General features: G+C 69.3%; 18 protein-coding genes. 6 read left to right on the top strand and 12 right to left on the bottom strand.

Annotated features, from left to right (window positions below; all coding sequences use genetic code 11):
- Positions 1-46 precede the first annotated feature (46 nt).
- The 10 genes from AB4Z48_RS28355 to AB4Z48_RS28310 all read right to left on the bottom strand — a co-directional run bounded on the left by AB4Z48_RS28355 (position 47) and on the right by AB4Z48_RS28310 (position 15,808).
- Positions 47-1,327 (bottom strand): hypothetical protein, encoded by a 1,281-nt coding sequence (locus AB4Z48_RS28355; protein ID WP_441620130.1) that lies wholly within the window; start codon positions 1,325-1,327, stop codon positions 47-49.
- A 179-nt stretch (positions 1,328-1,506) separates the two neighbouring features.
- Positions 1,507-1,671, bottom strand: coding sequence for a hypothetical protein (locus AB4Z48_RS28350; protein WP_441620128.1), 165 nt, complete (start codon positions 1,669-1,671; stop codon positions 1,507-1,509).
- A gap of 52 nt (positions 1,672-1,723) precedes the next feature.
- Positions 1,724-5,170, bottom strand: coding sequence for a UvrD-helicase domain-containing protein (locus AB4Z48_RS28345; protein ID WP_441620126.1), 3,447 nt, complete (start codon positions 5,168-5,170; stop codon positions 1,724-1,726).
- A 14-nt stretch (positions 5,171-5,184) separates the two neighbouring features.
- Positions 5,185-7,863: a PD-(D/E)XK nuclease family protein gene (locus AB4Z48_RS28340; protein ID WP_441620124.1), complete on the bottom strand. Its 2,679-nt coding sequence runs from the start codon at positions 7,861-7,863 to the stop codon at positions 5,185-5,187.
- A gap of 137 nt (positions 7,864-8,000) precedes the next feature.
- Complete coding sequence (locus AB4Z48_RS28335) at positions 8,001-8,828, bottom strand: SIR2 family NAD-dependent protein deacylase (RefSeq protein WP_441620122.1); 828 nt, start codon at positions 8,826-8,828, stop codon at positions 8,001-8,003.
- Positions 8,829-8,859: 31 nt separating this feature from the next.
- Complete coding sequence (locus AB4Z48_RS28330) at positions 8,860-11,040, bottom strand: DUF262 domain-containing protein (protein ID WP_441620120.1); 2,181 nt, start codon at positions 11,038-11,040, stop codon at positions 8,860-8,862.
- Positions 11,037-12,386 (bottom strand): DUF262 domain-containing protein, encoded by a 1,350-nt coding sequence (locus AB4Z48_RS28325; protein WP_441620118.1) that lies wholly within the window; start codon positions 12,384-12,386, stop codon positions 11,037-11,039. The genes AB4Z48_RS28330 and AB4Z48_RS28325 overlap by 4 nt, the downstream gene beginning before the upstream one ends.
- A gap of 27 nt (positions 12,387-12,413) precedes the next feature.
- Complete coding sequence (locus tag AB4Z48_RS28320) at positions 12,414-12,575, bottom strand: hypothetical protein (protein ID WP_441620116.1); 162 nt, start codon at positions 12,573-12,575, stop codon at positions 12,414-12,416.
- Positions 12,572-13,543 carry a helix-turn-helix transcriptional regulator gene (locus AB4Z48_RS28315; protein ID WP_441620114.1) on the bottom strand — a complete coding sequence of 324 codons (972 nt, stop codon included), beginning with the start codon at positions 13,541-13,543 and terminating at the stop codon, positions 12,572-12,574. The genes AB4Z48_RS28320 and AB4Z48_RS28315 overlap by 4 nt, the downstream gene beginning before the upstream one ends.
- 171 nt (positions 13,544-13,714) lie before the next feature.
- Positions 13,715-15,808, bottom strand: coding sequence for an AAA family ATPase (locus tag AB4Z48_RS28310; RefSeq protein WP_441620112.1), 2,094 nt, complete (start codon positions 15,806-15,808; stop codon positions 13,715-13,717).
- A 216-nt stretch (positions 15,809-16,024) separates the two neighbouring features.
- On the opposite strand from AB4Z48_RS28310, the gene AB4Z48_RS28305 reads away from it, so the two are divergent.
- Complete coding sequence (locus AB4Z48_RS28305) at positions 16,025-17,653, top strand: ATP-binding domain-containing protein (RefSeq protein ID WP_441620110.1); 1,629 nt, start codon at positions 16,025-16,027, stop codon at positions 17,651-17,653.
- A 63-nt stretch (positions 17,654-17,716) separates the two neighbouring features.
- On the opposite strand, the gene AB4Z48_RS28300 is transcribed toward AB4Z48_RS28305, so the two are convergent.
- A complete protein-coding gene (locus AB4Z48_RS28300; protein WP_441620108.1) occupies positions 17,717-17,926 on the bottom strand; it encodes a hypothetical protein in 210 nt (69 codons plus the stop codon).
- A 117-nt stretch (positions 17,927-18,043) separates the two neighbouring features.
- On the opposite strand from AB4Z48_RS28300, the gene AB4Z48_RS28295 reads away from it, so the two are divergent.
- Positions 18,044-18,808, top strand: a complete 765-nt coding sequence (locus tag AB4Z48_RS28295; RefSeq protein ID WP_441620106.1) for a hypothetical protein — start codon at positions 18,044-18,046, stop codon at positions 18,806-18,808.
- A gap of 9 nt (positions 18,809-18,817) precedes the next feature.
- Here the strand turns inward: AB4Z48_RS28295 and AB4Z48_RS28290 are convergent, their stop codons facing one another.
- A complete protein-coding gene (locus AB4Z48_RS28290; RefSeq protein ID WP_441620105.1) occupies positions 18,818-19,882 on the bottom strand; it encodes a helix-turn-helix transcriptional regulator in 1,065 nt (354 codons plus the stop codon).
- Positions 19,883-20,048: 166 nt separating this feature from the next.
- On the opposite strand from AB4Z48_RS28290, the gene AB4Z48_RS28285 reads away from it, so the two are divergent.
- The 4 genes from AB4Z48_RS28285 (at position 20,049) to AB4Z48_RS28270 (ending at position 24,176) form a co-directional block, all read left to right on the top strand.
- A complete protein-coding gene (locus AB4Z48_RS28285) occupies positions 20,049-20,375 on the top strand; it encodes a nucleotide pyrophosphohydrolase (protein WP_441620182.1) in 327 nt (108 codons plus the stop codon).
- 81 nt (positions 20,376-20,456) lie between these two features.
- On the top strand, positions 20,457-21,935 hold the full coding sequence (locus tag AB4Z48_RS28280; protein ID WP_441620103.1) for a M81 family metallopeptidase: 1,479 nt from the start codon (positions 20,457-20,459) through the stop codon (positions 21,933-21,935).
- A 152-nt stretch (positions 21,936-22,087) separates the two neighbouring features.
- Positions 22,088-23,158 (top strand): exo-alpha-sialidase, encoded by a 1,071-nt coding sequence (locus AB4Z48_RS28275; RefSeq protein ID WP_441620101.1) that lies wholly within the window; start codon positions 22,088-22,090, stop codon positions 23,156-23,158.
- A 55-nt stretch (positions 23,159-23,213) separates the two neighbouring features.
- A complete protein-coding gene (locus tag AB4Z48_RS28270) occupies positions 23,214-24,176 on the top strand; it encodes a DUF72 domain-containing protein (protein WP_441620099.1) in 963 nt (320 codons plus the stop codon).
- Positions 24,177-24,210 lie beyond the last annotated feature (34 nt).

The following is a 24,210-nucleotide window of genomic DNA, read 5'->3' as shown; positions in this document are numbered from 1 at the left end:
CGCGAGTCCGGCAACAAGGGCAATAAGGGCAAAGAGCGCTTAGTGGTTACGCCGGCAGATGATGCGCTTCCACGATCCGGCCGGCATTCAGCTTCAGCGCCAGGACGGTCGGCTTCTGTTGCTCCAGCAGCATTGCCTCGCCGGCGGCCAGGCCGCGGCCCTRCTCGCGCATGGCGGCGCCGGCGGCGGCCAGTTCACCCTGGATCCACTTGCGCAGGCTTGCACGCTTCTCGGTCAGCGCGGACTCGAACTCCAGCCGTGACTTCACGGATTCGATCTTGCCTTCCATCAGTTGCTTCGCCTCATCCAGCAGGCCGCCGGACCGGGCGAGGGAGTCGACCGAATCCTGCAGGCTGCTGAGGCGCGCCTGCTTCATGTGATGCTCGCCCGGGAAAGCCGACAGCAACTGCCAGCCCGCCACGCGTGCGCGCACGCACAACAGCCATTGCTCGTACAGTCCGTCCAGCAGCGTCTGCCGCTCGCGGATCTTCGTCACCAGGCCGTTGGTGCGGAACGTATCGGGATCCTTGATCTCCGCGATGCCCTGCGTTTCGCGCGTCAGTTCGGCCTTGAGGTGCCGCTCGGTGGCCAGCAGCTGCCCCTCGTAGTCCTCGAGTTTCTGGCGTACCGCAGGCGAGAGCTCGCCCTGGAACAGCGCGTGAGCAACCTGGCGCAGGTAGTCGAGCGCGCCAAGAATGCCGGCCTTGCGCTCGTCGCGCAGGAAGGCTTCGATGCGTTCCACGCCCTGCTTGATCTCGTCGAGCTTCTTGCCAATGTCGGCCAGATGCTTCTGGGCGACGATCAGCGAGGCGATGTTCAGGATGGCCGCCGCATTCACCATCTTCGACAGGCGTGACGGGTCCAGTAGCCTGGCTTGTTGCTTGATACCCTTGGCGCCCATCGTAAACGCGCGATAGCCCTCGCCATCGGCTGCCTTGACCAGCGGGCCGTCGATGATCACCTTCATATAGCCGCCGCGGGCGACTTCGCGCGCGCTCAGCAAGTTGGGCACCGCCTGGAGGACCGGACTCAGCTGGCTGAGGGTGGTGCTGTCGGCCTCCACCTTGCGCGCGCCTTTGGGCAGCTTGCCGTCCAGCGCGGTGATGCTGAGGACGGGTTCTTCGGCCGACGGACCCACCAGGATGGCGACGGTATCCTCGGCTTGCTCCGGTTGTGCCGCCGTGGGGGCTTGCGTGGCGGGCGTGGCCGGCGGTTGCATGATCGCGGCCGCGGGAGCGGGTGCGGCGGCTGGTGTGCGGCGGCGCAGTACCAGCACGGCGGCAATGACGACGAGGACGGCGATGCCGGCCCAGATGAAAGCGTTCACGATGACTCCTGGAATTGATGGGCGGCCGGCGCGGCCCAGCCAGGCCGCCGCCTACCGTGTGTCATGGCGGTGCGCCAGGACAGATACACGGCACACCAATGCCGGATTGATATCGGCCAGCGCGGCGCTTCCTTCACCCCTCTCAAGGGGGGCGCACTGCGAAGGCCGGCGGCCGCGCTTCAGCGGCTGTGCAGCGGCGACACGGTGTCGGCCGCACCGGCGCGCTGCGCGTCCTGCTTCAGCTTTCCGATATACAAGCCCAGGCCGATGGCAGAGACCGCGCCGGCGGCAAACGCGATGGCGAAGGCGGCGAGGCTCTCCAGCGGGGAATTGTTGTTGATCATGATCGATTGCTTCCTGTGAATGACCTTCAATGGTTAAGGGACCGGCGCGCGTTCATGCCGCCGCGGCGAGACCGGGGCCGACCGGAATCACCTGCCCCGACGTCACCAGCACGATCAGCCCGCGGCTGGCCCCGGTCATGTCGAGGTAGCTGCGCACCTGTGCGCGGTAGTGATCGAGGGTGGCGGGATCGGGGCGCACGTCGCTCTTCCAGTCGACGATGACCTGCGGCGTGCCGTCGTCGGCGAAGGTGGCGGCATCGGCGATGCCGACGGTGGCGCTTTCCTGGTCCGCCGTCACGGCCGAGCCATAGACCGGATACTCCGGTACCAGTCCGGGGCGCAGCGCCGCGATGTCGGGCAGGGCCAGCGTGCGCAGCACGCACCGGGCCATCTCGGCCGGCGCGAGGCCGGCCGCGGGATCGTCGCCGGGCTCGCGGCCGAGCATGCGCACGAGCGTCTCCCCGCGCGCGGTGAGGGCCGTCACGTTTTCTTCGGTTTCGCCGCTCAGGACTTCCTCGAGCAGCTTGTGGATGACGAGGCCGCGCTCGCGCCCGCCTTGCACGGCGGGATAGGCGGGATAGGCGGGATAGGCGGAGGCGCCCGCGGGCTCCGCGTCGTCGGTGGCCAGCATGATGGTGGGCACTTCTTCCTGCAGCAGCGGGCCGCCGGCACCTTCATCGCGGCTGGGCGCCAGCCATGCCAGCCGCTTGTGCTGCAGGACGATGGACAGGGCTTCGTCGCCGAACGACTGCCGGGTCTGCCGGTTCTCCACGGTGGCGCCGGCGGCGGCCACGCCGTCGGGCAGGTCGTGCGGCACGAGCGGATCCAGCGCGGACAGCGACAGGTCGAGCAGGTTGACCCATGCGCTGTTGCTGGCGGGCGTATCGAGCCGGGGCAGCACCAGCAGTTCGCGTGCACGCGTGGCGGCCACGTACCAGAGGCGGATGCGTTCGCGCGCGAGCTCGGCCTTCTCGGCGTCGCGCGCGGCCTCGTAGCCTGCGGGCGTGAGGCCATACACGGGGCAATGGAAATGGCCGCTGGCGCGTTCGACCACGGCGGTGTCGGTGGCGACCACCTCGGTCATGGTGTTGACCGGCACCACGATGGGCCACTCGAGCCCCTTGGCCGCGTGCATGGTGTAGAGCGCCACGGCTTCTTCCTGCGCATCGGGGCGGCCTTCGCTGGCACGCGCGGCGTCGCTCCACGCCGCGCTCATGGTTTCGGCGAAGGCGCGCAGGCCGCGCACGCCATAGGCACGCGCCAGGTTTAGGTAGAGGTCGACGTTGGCCAGCGCGCGCTCGGCCTGGCCGTGGTGGCGCTCGAGCAGGATGGCGCGCACGTGCAGTGCATCGACCGCCTGCGCGATCAGGTCGTAGGGCGTGGTGGCGTTGGCCTTGCGGCGCAGCGCCTGCAGCTTGCCGATGAGGTCGCGCGCGAGGTCGTGCGCAATATGTTGAGTTTCCACGCGCAGGTCCAGCCGGGGCAGGCTGTCGGGCGCATCTTCCGCGCGCGGCAGCTGCCACACGATGTCGAGCAGTTCTTCTTCCGTGAGGCCGGCCAGCGGCCCGCGCAGCAGCGCGCCGAGGGCCAGCGTGTCGCGCGTGTCGGCCAGCACGCGGGTCAGCGCGATCAGGTCCTGGATTTCCTGGCGCTGGTAGAAGCCCTTGCCGGCCTGCGTGGCGACGGGCACGCCGCGCCGCTCGAGCGCGGCTTCGTAGCGCCACAGGTCGCTGCCGGAGGGCGCCAGCAGCGCGATGTCGCCGGGCCGGCACTTGCGCTGCGCACCGGTCTTGCGGTCGGCGATGTCGTGGTTGCCGATCATGCGCGCGCACATCTCGGCGACCGCGCCGGCCTCGGCCTCGCGCAGGTGCTCGGCGGCCACCTTTCCGTCCGCGCCGGTCACCGCCACGTCCAGTGCCAGCACGCCTGGCTGGCCGTCGTCGTTGGCATCGTACGGCGTGAGCGCGGTGAAGCCGGGCTGGTCGGGGCTGGACAGGATGGCCTCGAAGCGCGCGTTGACGTACGCCAGGATCGGTGCGCGCGAGCGGAAGTTGGTGGAGATCGCCAGCACGCTGTCGCGGTCCTGCGCGGCGAAGGCGTCGCGCGCCTGCACATAGGCCGCCACGTCGGCGCCGCGGAAGCGGTAGATGGCCTGCTTGGGGTCGCCCACCAGGAACAGCGCGCCCGGGCGGATGACGAAGCGGGTCCAGTCGGCGTCGTCCTGGCCGCCGGCGGGCGGCTCGCCGCACAGGCGCCAGACGATTTCCGACTGCAGCGGGTCCGTGTCCTGGAACTCGTCCACCAGCACGTGGCGGTAGCGCGTGGCGAGCGCCTGGCGCACGGATTCGTGATCGCGCAGCAGATCGCGCGCGGCGAAGATCAGGTCATCGAAATCGAGCAGCGCGGCTGCGCGCTTGTAGTCGCGAAAGCGCGCGAGCACCGGCTGCACGGCATCGGCCAGCGCGGCCAGCACGTGGCTGGCGATCTGCTGCTGCAGCGCCACCCAGGCATCCTCGCAGGCAGCGTGCAGTTGCGCCGCCTGCGCGCACAGCAGATCGCCATGCGCCGCGGGCATGCCCGCCTCGCGCGACGCCGTGCGCCACGCGCCGGCGCGGCGGTATGCGCGGAAGCCGCCGTCTTTCTTGCACAGCTTCGTGTCCGGCTCGAGGCGGATCGCCAGCACGCGGGCAAGGTCGGCGGGGCGCTGCGGGCTGTACGGGAAGGCGAGCGCCTGCGCGGCCTCCGTCAGCAGTGCCGACATCACCGTGGTGTCGGCGTCCTTGGCTTCGGTGTCGGCGACGAAGGCCGCAAGCGCGTGCGCCGCCTGGCCGAAGGCGGCGATCAGCGGCGCCAGCGGGAGTCCCGCCGGTGCCGTGGCGTTGCGGTGCGCGCGCAGCGTGGCCGCGATGCCGCGCACCAGCGCCACGGTCGCCTGCGCATCGTAGAGCACCAGTTCGGCGAGCAGGCCGGCGCCATTGCCGCTATTGCCGCCACCGCCGTCACCGCCGCCATCGGCGTCCAGCTGCTCGCGCAGCCAGGCGTCGACGATGTCGTCGAAGGCGAGGCTGCCCTGGTCGCGGTCCATGATGCCGGCGCCGGGATCGATATTGGCTTCGACCGGATAGGGCTTGATCAGGCGCTGGCAGAAGCCGTGGATGGTCGAGCAGGTGAGTTCGTCGATGGCGGCGCCGGCCGCCCGCAGGTTGTCGTGGTGCCGCCCGCTCAGGTTGCCGGGCAGGGCCGCGCGCAGTTCCTGCGGGACATGGCCGTCGCTGAGCCTGGCGACGAACTCGCGCACGCGGATTACCAGTTCGCTGGCGGCCAGTTCGGTAAAGGTCACCGCGGCGATGTGGCGCGGGGCGACGCCTTCGGCCAGCATCATGGCGATGCGGCCGGCCATCACGGCGGTCTTGCCCGATCCCGCGCCGGCTTCCACCAGCAGGGAGCGGTGATGGTCGGCAATGGCGGTGCGGCGGGCGTGGTTGTCTTCGAGGGGCATGGCGCTCTTGTTCATTATTCGGCTTCCCAGACGGCGGCGGCTTCGCCGAGTTGCGCGAGCGCGGCATCGCGCTTGCGCCGGCAATACGTGGCCGCGGCATTGGCGGGCAGGGCGAAGGCGAGATCGTCGTAGTTGCCGGCGGTGTCCTTGCCCATCACGGCGGCGCCGGCCAGCAGGCTGGCATGCGCCGAGGCCAGGTAGCCGGTGATGTCGGCCAGCGCGGCGTCGGCATTGTCGAGGATCCTTTCGGCGGGCTCGCGCGGGTACAGCAGCGAAGCGGTGATGTCCACGCCGGCCCCCAGCAGCGCCTTGACGGCGAAGGCGTACAGGCAGCGCTGCAGCTCGCGGCCGCCGTCGAGGCGGGCGCCTTGCTTCAGGGTGCGCCCGGTCTTGTAGTCGCGCACGATGGCGCGGCTGCCGTCGCCCGAGATATCCAGGCGGTCGATATAGCCGGAGATGTGGAAGCCGGTGCCTGGGATCTCGACGCGCGCCGCGGGGTCCCACGGCAATGTGGCGGTGGCGCCGGCGCGCGGCTCCGAGCCGCCGAACGGGACTTCCCCGAAGGCGCGCGTGCCGGGCCCGGCAGGGTCTCCCCACGTCAGCGCGCGGCCGGCCAGCAGGCGCACCTCATCGAGCGTGCGTTGCCAGATCACGTGCGGCGGCACGGCCTGCGTGGCTTCCCACGACGCGGCGGCGGCGCGCACGCCGTCGCGCACCGCGGCGGCAGCTTGCGCGGGGTCGGCGTGCGCCAGCCCGGCGCCGGCTTCGAGCGTCTGCAGCGCGTGGTCGAGCACCAGGTGGACCAGGTTGCCGAAGCCCAGCGCGTCCAGCACGATGGGCTCGGCGCCGCCCTCCGGCGCGCGCCAGCGCATGCCGTATTGCCAGACGAAGCCCAGCGGGTTGCGCAGCAGCCGCTGCAGCGAGCTGGCCGATTGCCTGCGGCCGAGCACGGCCTGCAGCACCGGATGGCCGGCGCGCACCATGCCGTCGTGCGGCGTGAGCTCGGGGCTGTGCCAGTTGCGCCAGCAGCAAACGGCCGACCTGGCCTGCGCCGCGGTGCGGAATTCGGCGGGACGCGCCAGCAGGCGGTCGGTCTCGCTGAAGGCATGGGCCGGCACGGCGTTGCGGCGCAGGTAGGTTTCCTCGGGCAGGCCATGCAGCAGCGCGCTGCGTCCCATCACGCGGCCCTCGCCGTCGCGGCGCGCGCGCGAGAGCACGACTTCGCCGGCGGTGGTGGCGAGGATGGCATGGAAGCTGTACCGGTCCGCCGCGGCGACCGGGAGCGGGTCCAGTTCGGCGCTGGGCACGATGTGGTCGGAGAGCAGCCGGTCCTCGGACAAGCCGCGCGGCCAGCGCGAGGAGTTCAGCCCCAGCAGGCGCACGAAGCGGCGCGGCGCGGCGGCCAGCTCGCCGGCCGGCATCCATGCCACCGACACGCAGGCTTCCAGGCCGTCATCCTGCTTCAGGTTCTCCAGCGTGGCGTCGACCGAGGCGGCGGGTCCGGCCAGCAGCGCCTTGCGCCAGATCGTGCGCGCGCGGCCGTCGAGCACGGCCTCGCCGATCTGCGCGGCGGCACCGATGCCCTGGCCGAGCAGCGCGACGATGGCGCGCACGGCGGGGGCATGGTCGGCGCCGTCGGGCCAGTCCCTGGCGGACAGGCGTGCCAGCAGCCGCTCCCAGGCCTGGACCGAGCTCAGCGGCGCATCGGCCGGGAGGATGCGGGTCCATCCTGCGGGCAGCGTCGCGAACATGCCCCTGGCGCCTTTACCGCCCGACTGCAGCGCGGCGAGGCGGCGCATGCGCGATTGCGACAGGCCGCGCACCAGGATGTCCGCCAGCGCGGCCGCGGCCTGCCCGTCGCGGCTGGCGGTCACCTTGGTACCGTGCACGAAATGCAGTTCGAGGTTGGCGTCGGCGCGCAGCGCGAGGAAGTGGTCGTCGTACTCCGCGGGGGCCACGGCGGCGATGGCGATCTCGCCGGGCCGGGCGCGGCCGGAGGCGAGCAGGGCCCGCGCCCAGCGCATGGCTTCGATGGCTTCGTGGTAGGCCGTGGATGCACTGACGACCGCGATGGCGGCTTGTTCGGGCGCCGTGCGCTCGATGCGCACAGCGGTGCCCTCGAGCCACGCCGGCACGGCGTGCGGCCCGGCGAGCCAGCGCAGCGGCACGCGCGTGGCAAGCGCTGCCAGCAGGGCGCGCCAGCACGGCGGCACATCGGCCAGGCCGGCCATGTCGACGGGGCCGAGCACCGCCGGCGCGTGCGCGAGCCGTGCCAGGGCGGCCTGCGCCAGGTCCGCCGGCCGCTTCATGCCGGCGGGCAGCCGCGTCAGCACCGCGGCCTCCAGCCTCGCCATGGACGCGAGGCGGGCATGCCGGGCGGCGCGTTCCTGCAGGTCGATGCCGGCGCGCCAGGCCTTGCGCAGCGAGTCGGCGGCCGCGTCGACCATGCCGGGCAGGTCCTTGATGCCGTCCAGCTCGCCCAGTGGCGTGAGCGGCAGCGCGCCCTGGATGGCCGCGCGCAGGCTTTCGTCATCCACCGGCACGAGGAAGCCGCCGGCCAGGCGCGCCGCCATCTGCTCCATGCCCATGATCTGCAGGCCGTGGATGCGCTCGCGCGCAGCCTTCAGCCGCCACTCGCGCGTGGCCAGCCGGCCCTGCACGATCACTGTCCGGCGATCGCCTTCTTTCAACATCCTTTCCTCCTGCATTGCGCCTGGCGCGGTGTTCGACGAGCCCGGCGATGATTCATGAAGTCGCCCCGTCCGGCTACCCCCTGCGCGAGTGGGGCGCCGCGGGCGCCGGAGCGCTGCGCGCTCCCGCCCGCGCCGGGTCAGCGGCCAACGGCCTGGTCCAGTGCCGTCAGCACGCCCAGCGCGGTGCCCTGCAGGCCGATACCCGAGCCGGTGTCGCGCACGCCGGCCTGGCGGGCATTGATGCGGATGAGCCGCGCGGCGTGGCGTTCGCCGAAGCGTCTCGCCGTGGCGATGTCGGTGCCCGCGCCCAGTTCGATGACCACGATGTCGCCGCGCCCCTGGGTCCAGGCGTTGAGCCTGGCGCGCGACAGGGCCTCGCGCTCCTCGACCCACGAGTAGTCGCCGAACATCAGGATGTTGGGCCGTGCCATGCTGCCGCAATGCGGGCAGTGCGGCGGCGTGTTGAGCAGCAGGCAGCGCGCCTCGTCCACCTCGGGCTGGAAGTCGTCCGCGCTCCAGGTCTGCGCGGCGCACGGGAGCGTGCACTGCAGGACGTGGATCGAGCCGTGGCATTCGTGCACCTTGGCGGCGTCGAAGCCCGCGCGCTGGAAATGCCCGTCGACATTCGAGGTGAAGACCCGGTAGCCGTCCGGCATGCTCTCGGCCCAGCGGCGCAGGATGCCGAAGCCGGCATGCGGCACGGTGCGCCGGTAGAGCGCCAGCCGGTGGCCGTAGAAGCCCCAGGCCATTGCCGGGCGCGTCTTGAAGGCGCGCGGCGCGGCGATGTCCTCGAAGCCCAGGCCGGCGTCGCCGAGGGCAGGGTAGGCGCGCCAGAAGCCCTCCGGCCCGCGGAAATCCGGCAGGCCGGAATCCACGCCCATGCCCGCGCCGGCGGTGATCAGCAGCGCGCGTGCGTTGCGGATCCAGCCGGCGGCCAGCTCGATGTTGTCGTCTTCGGTATTCATGCGTGGGTTCCTGTGGACAGGGCGCAGCCGCTTATCGGGCGGCCTGCTGGCCCGCGTCCTTGCGCCAGTCGGTTGCGAGGTAGGCCGAAAGGATGTCTTTCATCGACTCTTGATGTTCTTCGACGTCTGTGTCGCGCCAGTGCGCCTGCGCATACACCAGCGCGGATTTGAGCGAATCCAGCTTTACCTGGTTCATTTCGTTGAAGCGGGCCCGCTTTTCCTCGAAGGACTTGTTGCCGAACTCCGAGTTGATGCTGCGCGAGACCAGCGTGAGATTGCCGAAGGCGTCCAGCCATGTCTTCGTGACAGTGATCTCCCTGCCGGGCGGCGGAGTCTGCGGGAACACATGCTCGACCGAGTTGCGGGCCGTGATCCGGAAGTGCCTGAGCTTCTCCGCGGTGATGACCGTACCGGGCGGCAGCGCCGCCTCGCCTGCCTTCTGCGAGAAGCGATGCCAAAGCACGTATTCCAGCTTGTAGAACCAGTAGTGCGGAAAGCCCACGCCCAGGCTGCCGCGCAGGAGATCGCAGTGCGGCTTGCCCGCGGCGGGGGGACTGGCTCCGAGGAAATCGCGCGAGCGTTCGATCAGGGGCCGGGTGTCCTCCGTGCACAGCAGGAAATTGTCCAGGTGCTGCAGGAAGCCGGTGCAGGTTTCCGGCGTGACGCGCTGTTGCCGGTGCAGGAAGGCCAGCAGCGGCGTGACCCAGTACTGGGTGGTGATCTGCTGCGAGTGGTAGAGCATGCTCTGCAGCAGCGAAAACGCGCGCAGCGACTCGGGCTCCTCCCAGTCGCGCACCAGGCTGGTGTTGAGGCGGAGCTTGCGGATCAGGTGTACCTCGCCTTCATTGTCGGGCGTCACCCATTTGATGATGAATTTGTCGAACAGGTACCGCACCTCCCACAACAGGCAGATAAAGCGCCTGACGTCTTCCGGACCCGGCTCCCGCCCGAAGAAGTGCTGATGGAAGATCGCCAGCAGATCCTTGTCGGCGATGCGGTCGATATCTTCCACGGCCTCGTGCCGGCGCTCCGACTCCTGCTGCAGCCAGATGCGCAGTACATGCTGCAGCAGCACGGAGAAGCCGAAGATGGAACGCACGGCGCGGCCTTCGTCCATGGCTTGCGCAGGCGGGTCGCCGGCGGCACCCGCCTTGTCGTCCGTGCCGGCAGGGCGGCTCTGCGCGGCGTCCGTGGCTTGCGGGCGCAGGATATCGGCCAGCGAGCGCAGCTCGACCCCGGGGCCGCCAGGGGTACGACTTGCGATCTGGTCCAGATGTGCGATCACGCGGTGAGCGCTCGCGAGGGCCTCGCCTTTGCCGCTGGGCATTTCACCTGCGAAGAGCGCCGTCACCGGGTGGTTCGTCAACTGCGCGAGGTTGCGTTCCACGTAGCCGTTCATGCCGGCGCACGCATCCCATAGCCAGGCGTAAGCCTGCGCGCCGGGCGCGCCGGCGGTCTCGAGCACGCGCAGCATGCGCGCCTTGAGGATCTCGTGGTGCTGGAGTTGAATGCCGCGGTTGTTGATTACCTCGAACAGCTTGTTGAGGTCGGTCCTGGCGGGGATCTCGGTCTGGACGATGCTGACGTTGCCAAGCAGGAAGCGGTTGAATTGCTCGCGCGTGACCCGGTAGTGCCTCCGGTCTTCTCCGTGCACATTGCCGGAGTGCGGCGCAGTCGCCTGGCCGCCCGTGGGCAGCGCATCCCGGAAGCGGCGGATTTCGCGCTGCGCATCGAGCAGGGATGCCAGGCCATCCGCGTCCGCGCGCGACAGGCCTTCGGGCGCAGCCTCGTGCTGATGCTGTCGAAGACACTGTTCCAGGTAGCGATTGACCGAATCGCGGATCGCAAACGACAGGCGAGGCCGGACCACGCCGGCCTGCTCCACCGAGAGGAAGGACTGCAGGCTGTCGCCCTCCCCCCATACCTGCGCGATCAGCCACAGCGTGGTGAAGCGTTGCTGGCCGTCGATCAGTTCCAGCACCGGGGGCGCGCCGTCAGTGTCGCCGCGGCGCATCACCAGCGTACCGCCGAGATAGTAGATCGGCGTGTCGCGCTCGCAGGCGCTGAGCAGGTCCTCCATCAGCGTACGCACCTGGTCGGTGCCCCAGACGTAGAGCCGCTGGTAGATCGGTACCTCGAAGCAGAGCCGTTGCTCGATGATCTTCCCGAGGGTCAGCAGCTTCGAATCCGGCATCATGTCTTTGTTCATCATCGTGCTTGCGCCTTGGTCCCCGTCTCGGTCCATGTCCCGGCCCATGCTCCGGCCCTGTCGTCCCATCCGATGTGGGCGTGCATCCATGTGCGCTTCTCCGTCAGATCGGCAGCGCACTGCTGCCCGCCGGTGTAGTGTTTCAGGACTGCCGCCTTGTAGCGGCCGCGCACCGTGTTGCGTTCGGCCGGCTCTTTCTCATATTTGCGATAGGCTTCGTCGATATGCGGATCGGCGCGCAGGTACGCGATCACCTCCTCGGGCTCGAACGCGCCCGCGATGACATCGAGCAGGTTCAGGTGGCCGTCGCGGAAGATATTCCTCGCGGTTTCCCGCACGACGCTCTTCTGGCCCAGGCGGATGCCGCCGAGCAGGTGTTCGAAATACGTGGCAAACGCCACCAGCTTTTCGAAGCCGAAACGATCCACGTACATGACGGTGCCGAGCAGGAACACTTCGCGCAGGTACACCGAGAGCGTACTGACGACCGTGTCATACAGCGCGCGGAACCCGCGAACCTCGGCGTCGGCATGCTTGTCCAGCATCAGCTCGCCAACCAGCGCGGCGTACTTGTCGGCATAGAGGAAAAAGCCCGTGCCGGCATGGATCGGCTGGCGCATCGAGAACGGCAGGTCGGCGGGGCGGCTTGCCGGCGCGTCGGGCAGGTGGTCCGGCTGGCAGCTGTGCGACGGGTAGGTGAGCAGCGCCGCGGCGCGCCGGTTGTGCCGGCCCGGATAGAGCGGGACACGGGCCGGGTCCGCGCCGGCCGGCTGCGCGCGCTGCTGGAATTCGCGCAGCAACGCATCGTGGGATTCGACGCCGATATGGCGCCCGCGCCAGCGCCGCGCCCGCCACAGCACGAGGTTGAACAGCGCCGGCGTGAGCTTGCCGGGCAGGTGCGGGACCGGTGCGGCCACCTGCATGGTCTCCCAGCGTTTGGCGCAGGCATGCTCCAGCGCCTGGCGCTTGTCGTCGCTGGCTTGCGGGCCGTCGGCGCGGATCGCGCGCAGATGAAAGGCCTTGAGCAGGTCGGTCGCGCCGAGCGGCACGCCGCGGTTGTTCTGTGTGTCGAAGAAGGCGAAGGCCAGGTCCTGCGCAGGCACTTCGATCACGGTAAAGCAGAGGTGGTCGAACAGCGCCTTGGGCAGGTCGCTGGCCTCGCGAAAGCTCGCCAGGGCCTGGCGGATATGCGTTGCCGAATCGACCGAGCGGTAGTTCAGGTCGGTGTTGGGCGGGAGTTCGCCATGCAGGGAAAAGTACAGGGTGCACAATGCCGTGAAGCGCTGCTGGCCGTCGATGATGTAGCGCTTGTTCTCGCCGGCGTTCCGGTGCAGGAGCATTGTGCCCATGTAGTACGCGGTGTCCCTGGCGCCATGCTAGTACGCACGGAGATCGGCGATCAGCTGGCGGACCTTTTCCTCGCCCCAGACAAAGCCGCGCTGGTAATGGTCGATCGCCAGCGACGCGTCGCCGGGCGCGCCGATCAGTTCGGCGAAGCGCAGTACGCTGGGTTCGGTGAGTCTGTCTTTTTCGCTCATGCCTGCTTGTCCTTGCACTGGGTGCGGCGGATATCGCCGACCTGCTCCCCGAAGCCCCGCAGCCACCATTCCAGCTGCGCGGTCTCCACCACGGTGGCGCTGATCTCGAACTGCGTGTCCAGCTCGGTGACCACCTGGTCCGTCGACAGCGGCGATTCGAGCAGGTGCAGCCCGGCGTCCTTGTCGATGCGGAAGGTCAGGCGGATGCGCTTGCCTTCGCCGAAGCCGAAGCGGCCGTCGGCGTCGTATTTCTCCAGGTTGAATTCGCGGGGCCTGTCGAAGGTGTGCGGCGAGGCCTGCGCGCGGACGATGCGGTGCAGCGCCAGGGTGCGCTCGTTGTCATAGCCTTCGTAGCGGCATACCAGGTACAGGCGCGCGCCTTGCTGGGCCAGGCCAAGGGGCATCACGCGCGCGGCCCTGGCCTTGCCGGCGGCGTTCTTGTAGTCCACGTCCAGCCAGCAGTTGCCGTACAGCGCGTTGCTGACCGCCTCGAACACGCCCGGCCTGATCTTCGGCGGCAGCAGCGGCTGGGTGGTGCTGATCACCCTGACCTTGGACAGCCACTCGCGCCCGCGCCTGCCCGCAGCGCCGGTACCCAGGTTGGCGCGCGCCTGCTGGAAGAAGCCGTCCATGGACTTCATCAGGCTGGCGGGCAGCAGGTGGCGCAGGTGCTGCTCGGCCAGCGCCAGCATGAGCGATTCCTGCTCGTTGAGCACCGGCAGCGCCAGCCCGCTGGCGCGCTCCTTCCAGCGGTAGCCGTAGGGCTTGCTGCGCTCGTCGCGCTCGATCTCGAAATGCTCGCTGAGCGTCTCGAGCTGGCGCTGGATGGTGCGCAGGTCGCGCGCGTGCCCTGTATTGCTGAGTTGCTCGTGCAGCTCCGGCGCGGATATCTTGCGCCCGCGCGGAATGCGGCGCAGCAGCTCCAGCGCCAGCAGCACGGTTTCGATCGTGTCGGAACGTTTCGGCATGGGTTCGTATGCTTGATCAGATTGCCGGCACGTTGCGGCCGGTGAAGCATTGCCAGAGCCGTTTCGGGCATTGCCGGAAGGCCATCAGCTTCGACTTCGATAGTGAGCGCATCTCTTTTCTTGTTGTCGTGCCCGCGCGGGCAGGCGGATTATTCCATGCGTGGACCGGCTTCACAGGAAGCCGAGCGCACCCCTCGCGCCCCCTTTGATGGCGCATTCCGCCTCGAGGGCGCAGACCAGCCCGGCGGGCGAGCCCAGCGGCCGGAAACGGTGCTGCCGCGCGGCCGCGGCGAAGTCCCCCGGCGTGAGCTTGCCCAGGCGCGCGAGCCGGCCTTGCAGGTCCGCGCCCGGCGCATCCAGTGCGAGCACACTGCATTGTCGGCACAACAGGGCCCAGGCTTGAGCCGGCGCGAGGTAGTCGAACCTGACCTTCAGGTCGAAGCGCCGCAATGCCGCCTGGTCTAGCCCTTCGACCAGGTTCGTCGAGGCCACGAACACGCCGGGGAAGGATTCCATCTGCGTCAGCATCTCGTTGACCAGCGTCACTTCCCAGCTGGCCCTGGCGCCGCGCCGGTCCTGCAGGAAGCTGTCGACTTCGTCGATGAGCAATACCGCGCCGTCCTGGGCCGCCTGCCGGAACGCCCGCGCGATGTTCTGCTCGTTCTCCCCCACCCATTTGGACATCAGGTCGGACGCCCGCCTGACGTGCAGCGGCACGCCCATCTGCTCGGCCAGCCAGCGTCCGTAGGCGGTCTTGCCGGTGCCCGGCGGCCCATACAGGCACAGCCGCCCGCCGCCGGCGCGCGCCAGCCCGGCGCCGATCTCCAGCAAGTCGGCGTCGGCGCTGACCAGTGCCGGGTCGTAGGTCTGCGGCAGCCGGTCGGCGGCGGACCGGCGCAGCGGGGCATGTCCCTGCGCCTCCAGCGTATTGCCGATCAGCAGTTCCATGGCCGTGGCCGCGCCCTGGGGCCCAAGGTCTTCATGGATGGCGCGCACCACCGAGGCCGCGCGGGTCACCACGGCGGGCGCCAGTTCCTCGGATTCGGCCAGGCGCGCAACGGCGTGGCCATCCAGCAGGCCGGCGCAGGCGGTCTCGATAATGCGGGCGCGTTGCTTCCTGGGCGGCACCGGCAGCTCGAACACCATGTCGAAGCGCCGGATAAAGGCGGCATCGAGTCCCCCCGAGTTGGACAGCCACACGGTGGGCACCGGGTTCGCCTCCAGCATCCGGTTGATCCAGGCCTTGCGCTCCTGCGCGGTGCTCTTGCGTCCGAACAGGGCCTCGCCATCGTTGAAGACGTCTTCCACCTCGTCGAACAGGATCAGGGCCCGGCGCTGGCCGAAGAAGCTCTGGGCGGCGCGGAAGGCGCGCAGCCTGCGCTCGCCGGTGATGGGGTCGCCGTCCTCGTCCTCGCTCGCCACCTCGAACAGCTCGCCGCCGAGGTCCGCGGCAAGCGCGCGGGCGAGCTGGCTCTTGCCGGTGCCGGGCGCGCCGTGCACGAAGATGTTCACGCCCTTGCGGCCCGACGCCAGGGCATGGCGCAGGTAAGGCCGCAGCACCGCGAGCGATGCATCGAGGTGCGCGTAGTCGCCGAGCTGCAGCTGTGCGGGCTCGGACAGGGCAACGGTGTCGCGCAACAGGCCGATCGGATCCGCGTCGGACGAGACGATATGGTCGGCGAAGCTGCCCGAAAGCAGGTCCAGCTTGCCGCTCAGCGTGGAGCTGCTGCCGCGGTCGACCGAAACCAGGCCGGACTGCGCCAGCACCCCGTGCGTGCTCAACGCCGCGCGGACTTCCGCATCCGGCAGGTCCAGCAGCGCGGCCAGCACGTGGACCACCTTGGCCGACGAGAGTTGTCCGAGCAGGTCCGCGGTGTCGTCGAGCAGGCGTTCATTCTTGAGCATGACGGCAAAGGCCAGGATCCGGCAGTCCGTATCGGACAAGCCGACCAGCTCGGCCAGCCGCGCGATATTGCCGTTCAGGCAGGCGGGAAGACTGGCGTCGCGGCACTGGTCTTCGGCCTCCTGGTGTTGCTTGCGCAGCGCCGCGCGCACGGCCTTGGGATCGAAGTCGCCCTGTTCCGGATCGATCCACTTGTCGAGCCCGAGGATCTCGGCCAGCGTGTCGTTGCTGAAGCCGCCGCGCTGGACGAATTCCCGGTGGCCGCCGAGCGGCACCAGCACGCGCAGCAGCCAGAGCCGCACCGAAGGCGCGAGTTCGATGGTCATGCGGGAGTAGCGGGACGGGCGGCGGCGCAGAATCATGGGTTCTCCTGTCGAATGGGGTCATTGTCGGCAGGGGTGCGTCAGATTGTGTCGCATCGCTGCTGCGAGGCAGGTGGTCGCAAGGCGCGGATGGCGAACACCGCCGCACGCAAGCCGCGCTGCCGGCCGCAATGAGGCAGAGCGGGCAGGCGGCATCGCGCGCCGCCAGCGGCGGTGGGTTATCCTCGTGCGCTTCAGAGACAGGGGAGAAGTCCAGTGGCACGCGTGATTCCAGACGGCTGGGAAACCATGGAGGCGAGCGGCCCGGTCCAGCGCGAGCTCGAGACGCTTGCGGTGCTCGCGGCCGGGCTTCCCGACGGCTACACGATCTACCATTCGGTGCACTGGACCAACGTGGCGAACGTGCATGCGATCTACGGCGAGATCGACTTCGTCGTGGTCAACCGCGCGGGGCAACTGCTCATCATCGAGCAAAAGAGCGGCTTCCTCGAGGAGACCGCCGAGGGGCTGGTCAAGAACTACGGCACCCGTTCGAAGGTGGTCTCGGTGCAGATGGGCCGCACGGCCGATGGCCTGCGCAGCAAGCTGATGCGCAGCCTGAACGGGCAGGCGGTATTCATCGAGCATCTGCTGTATTGCCCGGACTACACGGTGCGCAATCCGGTGACGGCGGGCCTGTCGCCGCAGCGCATCGTGGACGCGGACCGGCGCGCGCAACTCTGCCAGATCATCCAAGCGATCCTGCCGGAGGGCGAGGCCGAGCCCGGGGCGGAGCGGGTCCATCGTTTCCTGTGCGACACCATCCAGCTCGAGACCGACGTGAGCGCCCTGATCGGCCAGGCACGCTCGCTGGTGACGCGGGTTTCGGGTGGCCTGGCGCACTGGGCGCGGCAGCTCGATATCGAGCCGTTCCGGCTGCGCGTGACCGGCACGGCAGGCTCGGGCAAGACGCAGCTGGCGCTGGCCGAATACCGCGATGCGATCGCGCGCGGGCAGCGTCCGCTCTATGTCTGCTTCAACCGTCCGCTGGCCGATCACTTCGCGCGCATCGCGCCGGCGGGCGGGCTCGCCTGCACGTTCCACATGCTGTGCGAACTGGTGTTCAGGCACCACGGCGGCGTGCCGGATTTCACGCAGCCGGATGCATTCGCCAGGCTCGTCGCCGATGTGGAGCGGCTCGTGGTGCCACCCGGCTTTGTCTTCGACACGGTGATCGTCGATGAAGGCCAGGACTTCGCGCCCCAGTGGCGCGACCTGGTCTTGCGCCACGCCGCGCCGGCGGCGCGCGCGATCTGGCTGGAAGACCCGATGCAGAACCTGTACGGGCACCCGCCGGCGGAGCTGCCCGGCTGGGTGCGGCTGCGTGCGCGCAGCAACTTCCGCAGCCCGCGCCCCGTGGTGAAGCTGCTGCAGCCGCTGTTGCCGCCCGAGGTGGAGATCGAAGCCACGGCGCCCATCTCCACGGCCGACGTGGAATTCCTGGTCTACCAGGATCATGAGCTGCTCGATCGTGTGAAAGACGGCATGCGCATGTGCTACTCCGCGGGCTTCCGGCAGCAGGACGTGGTGCTGCTGAGCTACCGGGGCCGCGAGACTTCCCGGCTGCTCTGCTACGACCAGCTCGGCCCGAACAAGCTGCGTTCGTTTACCGGCGGCTATGACGCGCAGGGCCAGCCGGTGTACTCGCAGGGCGATGTGCTGGCGGAATCCGTCTTCCGCTTCAAGGGGCAGTCCGCGCCGGCCATCGTGTTCGCCGAGATCGACTTCGAATCGATGGGCGAGAAGGAGATCCGGCGGCTGTTCGTGGGTGCGACGCGGGCGACGATGAAGCTGGTGCTGGTGTTGTCGGAGCGCGCGGCGGGCTTGCTGTACGAGCGGCTGTAATGCTGCGAATACCGCTGCGAATACCGCTGGCCGGGCCGCGCGAGCTGACATGCCGGCGGCCCCTCAGCGGTGCGCCGCGCGGGCGATCAGTGCGGCCAGCTGGTTGCCGCTGCCGGTCAGCCGGGCATGCGCGTCGCGCGTGACGTCGCGCTGCGGGTCGTAGCGTCCGAGCAAATGCATGTGGCTGTCGCGCGCGGTCTGCGCGCCGCTGGCATCCGTATCGATGTAGCCCATGACATGGGAGTGGGCGTCTCTCAGGGTTTCCCGGCTCATGCTGTTCTCCGTTCTCTCGGTGGGTTGGAACAGAATGCATATTGATTGCCGATCTGCGCACCGGATGCGCAGATGCGTGGCGAAACTGCACTCCTCAGCAGCTTTGGAGAGCAAGCCATGCAAGTCGTCACGATTCCGGGTTCGGCACTTGGGAACATCATCGCCAGACCGCAAGCCAAGCCGCAGCGCGTGCTGCTGCGCCGCTGGGGATTCTCCGCGCAGGAAGCCGCGGGGCTCCTGCCCGACCTGCCCTCGCTGGAAGGCCGGCTCGAGTGGACGGTGGACGAACAGGCCAGGCCGCGTCCCGACCTGGTCATCCACCTGGTGGATGCGACCCGCCTGAGCGGCGTGTTCGGCGGTGCCCGCTGGAATGCGATGGGTCCGGTCGATGCTATGCGCCGGGCGCGCAGGCGCGGAACCAGCGAGATCGCCGTGGTGCTGGGGTCGACCCTTCATCTGCCGGCCGACCGCGTCGGCTGCTGGGTGCTGGCCGGCGAGCGCAGCCTTGCGGCCGCGCTCGGCATCGTGGCGCGGACCTCGATCGAACCGCTGCTTGAGCCCGACGCCGGCAAGCGCTCCGGCTTCCACGAGCTGGCGTCCATGAACGCGCTGTGCGTGCTTGCCAGGGAACTGGACCAGAGCCGCGAGGCGCTGTGCAGGCGCATCGTCTCGGTGGTGTGGGCGGCGGTCAACCGCTCCTACTCGGCGCCGGCGCGGCTGCTGGTGGCGGCGCAGGCGCACGTGATGGACCACGTGGACTCGTTCAACCCGCACCTGCTGCAGCGCATCCGCGCGTATCGGCGCAACACCGGCTCGCTCGACCTGGCGGCCGACATCACCATCGCCTATCCGTGGCCGGCGGACTGCGTGCCGGCGCTGTAAGCGCGGCCGCTAGTCCGCGCCAGGCACGTCAGCATAGGCGAGGCATGCCTGGCGGAGGTTCTCGGCGATCTCACGGCGCAGGTGCAGGGGCGACAGGATCTCGACCCGCGCCGAGCGCTCCATCAGCAGGTTGCGGAATTCGACGGAAGGTATGACCGTGGCGGTGAGGCGGAAGCCGCCTTCCTCCTCGAGGATCTCCTGGTCATCGGCCAGCTTTTGCTCGCGGAACAGGCTCTTGATCTCGTCATCCTCCCTGACGCGGAGCTCGACTTGCACCGGCGCTTCCGGGAAAAAGGAAAAGAACTGGTTGTGCCGGACATAGGCATCCAGGTCGAAGTCGGGGTCGGGCTCGCCGGGCATGTCGGTGCAGACGGCGGACACGAAGCGGTCGAGCCGGAGCTGGTAGCGCTTGAAGCTGCGGTTGCTGCGCATGCGGCTCGCGACGAGGTAGAGCACCGGCCCGCGCTCGACCAGCGCCAGCGGCACGACCGGATACTCGGCGGGCTTGTCGCTGTCGAGGCGGGAGTTCTGGTAGCAGACCGTCAGCACGCGGGTGGCATACAGCGCCTGGCGGATGGCGTCGAGGATCTCTTCGCGGATGGGAGGCGACCTGAGCGGATAGCCGGCGTCGATGCGGACCGTCTTGGTTGCCCAGGCGCGCGCGACGGCCAGCGCGGGATCCACCGGGCTCTCCTGCAAGACCTTGGCGGCGCCCGCGAAATAGTCCTCGAGCTGGCTGGTGACATGGCTGGGAAGGTGATTGGGCGCATGCCGCTGCAATGTCAGCAGGGCGATGGCCAGTTCCAGCGGCGGGCGCCGCGCCGTGCCCGGGATCGCCTTCCTTCCGGTGCGCCACCACTTCTTGTCGCGCGAGCGCCCTTCCTTGCCGACCAGGCCGTCGTCGCACATCCGGTCCAGCGCCCGGATGATCGTGTCGCGCTGCGGGGCCTGCTGTCCGTGGAGATTCTGCACCCTGGCGATCAGCTCCCCGGAGAAGATCCTTTCTTCCGGCCGGGCAGGCATACAGGACAGGATATCGCTTTCGAGCCGGGGCCAGTTCGCCGAGGTCGCCATCTGAGCTACCGCCTATTCACTTTTTGGGGAGGCGCTATCGTAGCGGATCTGCGCATGATTTGCGCAGATGCCATGCTAGGGCACTCGGGCTTTCCGGGGCGGGCGGGGCCGTGCCGCGCAGGCGTGGTTCAATACCGTTCGACTTCATCGCATGCAGCAGACCACCATGATCCTGATCGATACCAAGAACCTCCAGCAGGCCGCCCGCGAATTCGGCGAGGCGCGGGGCTGGGGCAAGTACCACAGCCCCAAGAACCTGGCGATGGYGCTGAGCGTGGAAGCGGCCGAGCTGGTCGAGATCTTCCAGTGGAAGACCGAAGCCGAGTCGCGCGAGATCATGTCCACCGACGAGCGCGAACACGTGGAGCAGGAGCTGGCGGATATCGCGATCTACCTGTCGCAGTTGCTGAACGCGCTCAACGTGGACCTGGATGCCGCGGTGAAGAAAAAGATGGAGATGAATGCACTGAAGTATCCGGCGAAGGAACAATAGGGCAACCTTTCGTCGCCCTCTTCTCCCGTATCTCCCATATCTCCCGTATCTCCCTCAGCCCGGCCGGAGCAGCGCAACGCCATGAAGATCCTGATCGCACGCCTGAACCACGAGACCAACACCTTTTCGCCGGTGCCGACGCCGCTGTCGTCGTTCCATCCGCACTATGGCGAGGCGGCTTACCGGGCCAGCAAGGGCACGCGCACGGCCATCGGCGCGTTCATCGACCTGGCCGAGGCGGCGGGCGCGGAGATCGTGGTGCCGGTGTCGGCGGGCGCCAACCCGAGCGGGCGCGTGGCGGCAGACGCGTATACGGCCTTGTGCGACGCCATCGTCGGCGCGGCGCGGGGGTGTGATGCCGTGATGCTGGACCTGCACGGCGCGATGGTGGCGCAGAACAGTGACGACGGCGAAGGCGACCTGCTGGCGCGGCTGCGCGAGGTGCTGCCGCATGCGCCGGTCGCGGTGGCGCTGGACCTGCATGGCAACGTGACGCAGAAGATGATCGACCACGCCGATATCGCGGTCAGCTTCAAGACCTATCCGCACGTGGACATGTACGAGACCGGCGAGCATGCCGGCCGCCTGCTGCTGCGCATGCTGCGGGAGAAGACGCGCCCCGCCCTGGCATGGCGCCGCCTGCCGCTGGTCACGCACACGCTGCGCAGCAATACCGGCGAAGGCGCCATGCAGCGCGCCGTGGCGGCGGCACGCCAGGCAGAGGCGCAGGGCATGCTGGCGGTGTCCGTGCTGGCTGGCTTCGGGCTGTCGGACATTGCCGCGCCGTGCCTGAGCGTGCTGGTGGTCGGCGACGACGCCGCCGGCGCGCAAGCCGCGGCGGACCGGATCGCGGCGCAGATCTGGCAGGAGCGCGCGGGCTTCGTCTACGAGAGCGAGCCGCTGGCCGCTTCGATCGCGCGTGCGGCGCAGCTTGCCGCGGCCGGTGGCAGCGGGCCGGTCCTGCTGCTCGATCACGGCGACAACTGCATGTCGGGCGGCACTTGCGACGACATGGCGGTGCTGCGCGAGGCGCTGCGCCAGGGCTTGTCCGGCATCGCGGCCGGGCCGGTGTGCGATCCGCAGGCGGTGGCCGCGCTGCTTGCGGCCGGCGTGGGCGCCAGCGTGTCGCTGGCGGTAGGCAACAAGGTGCCGCTGGACCAGCTTGGCATCGTGGGCGAGCCGCTGGCGCTGGATGGCCGCGTGGCCGCGATCAGCGATGGCGAGTACGTCATCTCGGGTCCCACCTATACCGGCCAGCGCATCCGCATGGGCCGCACGGTGCTGCTCGATACCGGCGCGGCGCAGGTGATGGTGACCGAAACCCCGCAGGAGCACTGGGACCTGGGCATCTTCACGCATATCGGCGTGGACCCGCATGCGCAGCGCTTCCTGCTGCTGAAATCGCGCATGTACTGCCGGCCGGTGTTCGTGCCGATCGCCCGCGCGGTGGTGGAGTGCGATGGCGGCGGCGTCACCAGTTCGCGCTATGCGCAGTTTCCGTTCGCGCGGCTGGCGCGGCCGGTGTATCCGATGGATATGGCCACGCACTGGCAGTCATAGGTGCGCCCGGCGCCGCCGCCGCCGTTACAAAGTGCAATCGACCACGCATTTTGCCCAGGATTTCCTAAACTCCAAGACATTGGCAACCGCTGCCCGCAGCGAACGTGACGGCGCAACCGCTGGCGTTTGCCGGCCCTTGTGAGGAGTCCAGCATGAGCGACCGGCTTCTCGTTGGTACCGGCAAGGGCCTGTTCATGTGGCGGCGCGACGGTACCGGCGTGTGGCGGCAGGATGCCGTGCATTTTCTCGGCGCGCCGGTCAGCATGGCGATGGCCGATCCGCGCAACGGCACGCTCTATGCCGCACTCGGGCGCGGGCGGGGCGTGCGGCTGTGGCGGCGCCGGTTGCGTGATCCGGACTGGAATGGCTGCGCGTTGCCGGTCTATCCGCCGCAGCTGGTGTCGGGTGCCGGTCCGGGCGGCCTTGCCCTGCAGCGCATCTGGTCGATCGAGGCCGGCGGTGCCGACCAGCCGGGCGTGCTGTGGGCCGGCACCATGCCCGGCGGCTTGTTCCGGTCCGCCGACGGCGGCGGCACCTGGGTGTTGAACCAGCCGCTTTGGGGGCGCCCCGAGCGCCGGGCGTGGGCCGGCCACGGCTGCGAGGTGCCCGGCATCCATTCCATTTGCGTGGATCCGCATGACAGCCGCCATGTGACGATTGCGGTGTCGTGCGGCGGCGTATGGCAGACCCGGGACGGCGGGCTCGGCTGGATCTGCACCATCAGCGGCATGGCCGCGGCGCAGGACGAGCATGGCGTGCACCAGGACCCGCTGCGCATGGCGCAGTGCGCGGGTCATGCGCATGCCATATGGGTGCAGCACCGGGGCGGCATGTATCGCTCCGGCGATGCGGGTGTGACGTGGCAGCGCTTGTCCGCGCGGCCGTCAAGCTTCGGGCTTGCCGTGGCGGCGCATCCGCGCCGTCCCAACACCGCGTGGTTCGTGCCGCTGGCCGCGGACAATTGCCGGGTGCCGGTGGAGGGCAGGCTGGTGGTCAACCGTACGCGCGACGGCGGGCGCAGTTTCGAGGCCTGCGACGATGGCCTGCCCGAGGCGCCGGTCTACGACATGGTGGACCGGCACGGCCTGGCGGTGGACGCCGGCGGCGAGCGCCTGGCCATGGGTTCCACCACCGGCAACCTGTGGCTGTCGGAGAATGGCGGCGATCGCTGGAAGCTGTTGACGGCGCATCTGCCGCCGGTGCATTGCCTGCGGTTTTTCTGATTGCTGCCCCTGATTCGTTCTTCTTGATTGCCTTTCCTGACAAGGATGCCCACGCATGGCGGAAGCAAGCGCAAAGAAAAGGAATACGGACGGCCTCGCCCGGGTCGGCATCGGCGGCTGGAACTTCGCGCCGTGGCGCGACAACTTCTATCCGGCGAAGCTGGTGCAGAGCCGCGAGCTTGCGTACGCCAGCCGCCACCTCACCGCCATCGAGATCAACAGCACGTACCACGGCACGCAGAAGCGCACGTCGTTCGCCAAATGGCGCGACGAGACGCCCGACGGTTTCGTGTTCTCGGTCAAGGCGTCGCGGTTCGCCACCAACCGCCGCGTGCTGGCGGAAGCCGGCGAGTCCATCGAGCGCTTCCTCGACAGCGGCATCGCGGAGCTGGGCGACAAGCTCGGGCCCATCGTGTGGCAGTTCGCGCCGACCAAGCAGTTCGACGCCGGGGATTTCGAGGCCTTCCTCGCGTTGCTGCCGGATGCGGTGGAGGGGCGCAAGCTGCGGCACGTGCTCGAGGTGCGGCATGAAAGCTTCATGGCGCCGGACTATCTCAGGCTGGCGCGCAAATACAAGGCAGCCACCGTGTTTACGGACGCCGGCAAGTTTCCCTCGTTCGCCGACCTGACCGCCGATTTCGTCTACGCGCGGCTGATGTGCAGCAGCGAGACGATCGAGACCGGCTACGCGCCCGGCGCGCTCGATGCGTGGGCCGGGCGCGTGGCGGCCTGGGCGGCGGGCGGCATGCCCGACGACCTGCCGCGCGTGGAGGCGGCGGCGCCGGCCAAGCGCAAGCGCGAGGTCTTTGTCTTCTTTATCAATGGCGGCAAGGAACGGGCCCCCGCGGCGGCGGGTGCGCTGCTGGCCCGCCTGGGGTGGGCGCCGCCGCCGTGGGATGAAGGCGGCAAGGCGGATGCGAAGGCCGGCACGAAGCCCACCGCGAAGGCCACCACGAAGCCCGCCACGAAGCCCGCCACGAAGCCCGCCACGAAGGCTGCAGGCAAGGCCGGCGGCTAGGTCACATGAGGGAGGGCGCCAGCCCGCTATAATC

It is taken from the genome of Cupriavidus sp. 2TAF22, from assembly GCF_052115045.1.
Classification (GTDB): Bacteria; Pseudomonadota; Gammaproteobacteria; order Burkholderiales; family Burkholderiaceae; genus Cupriavidus.
Note: the sequence above shows the minus strand (reverse complement) of the source record. Positions and strands in the feature narration are given on the sequence as shown.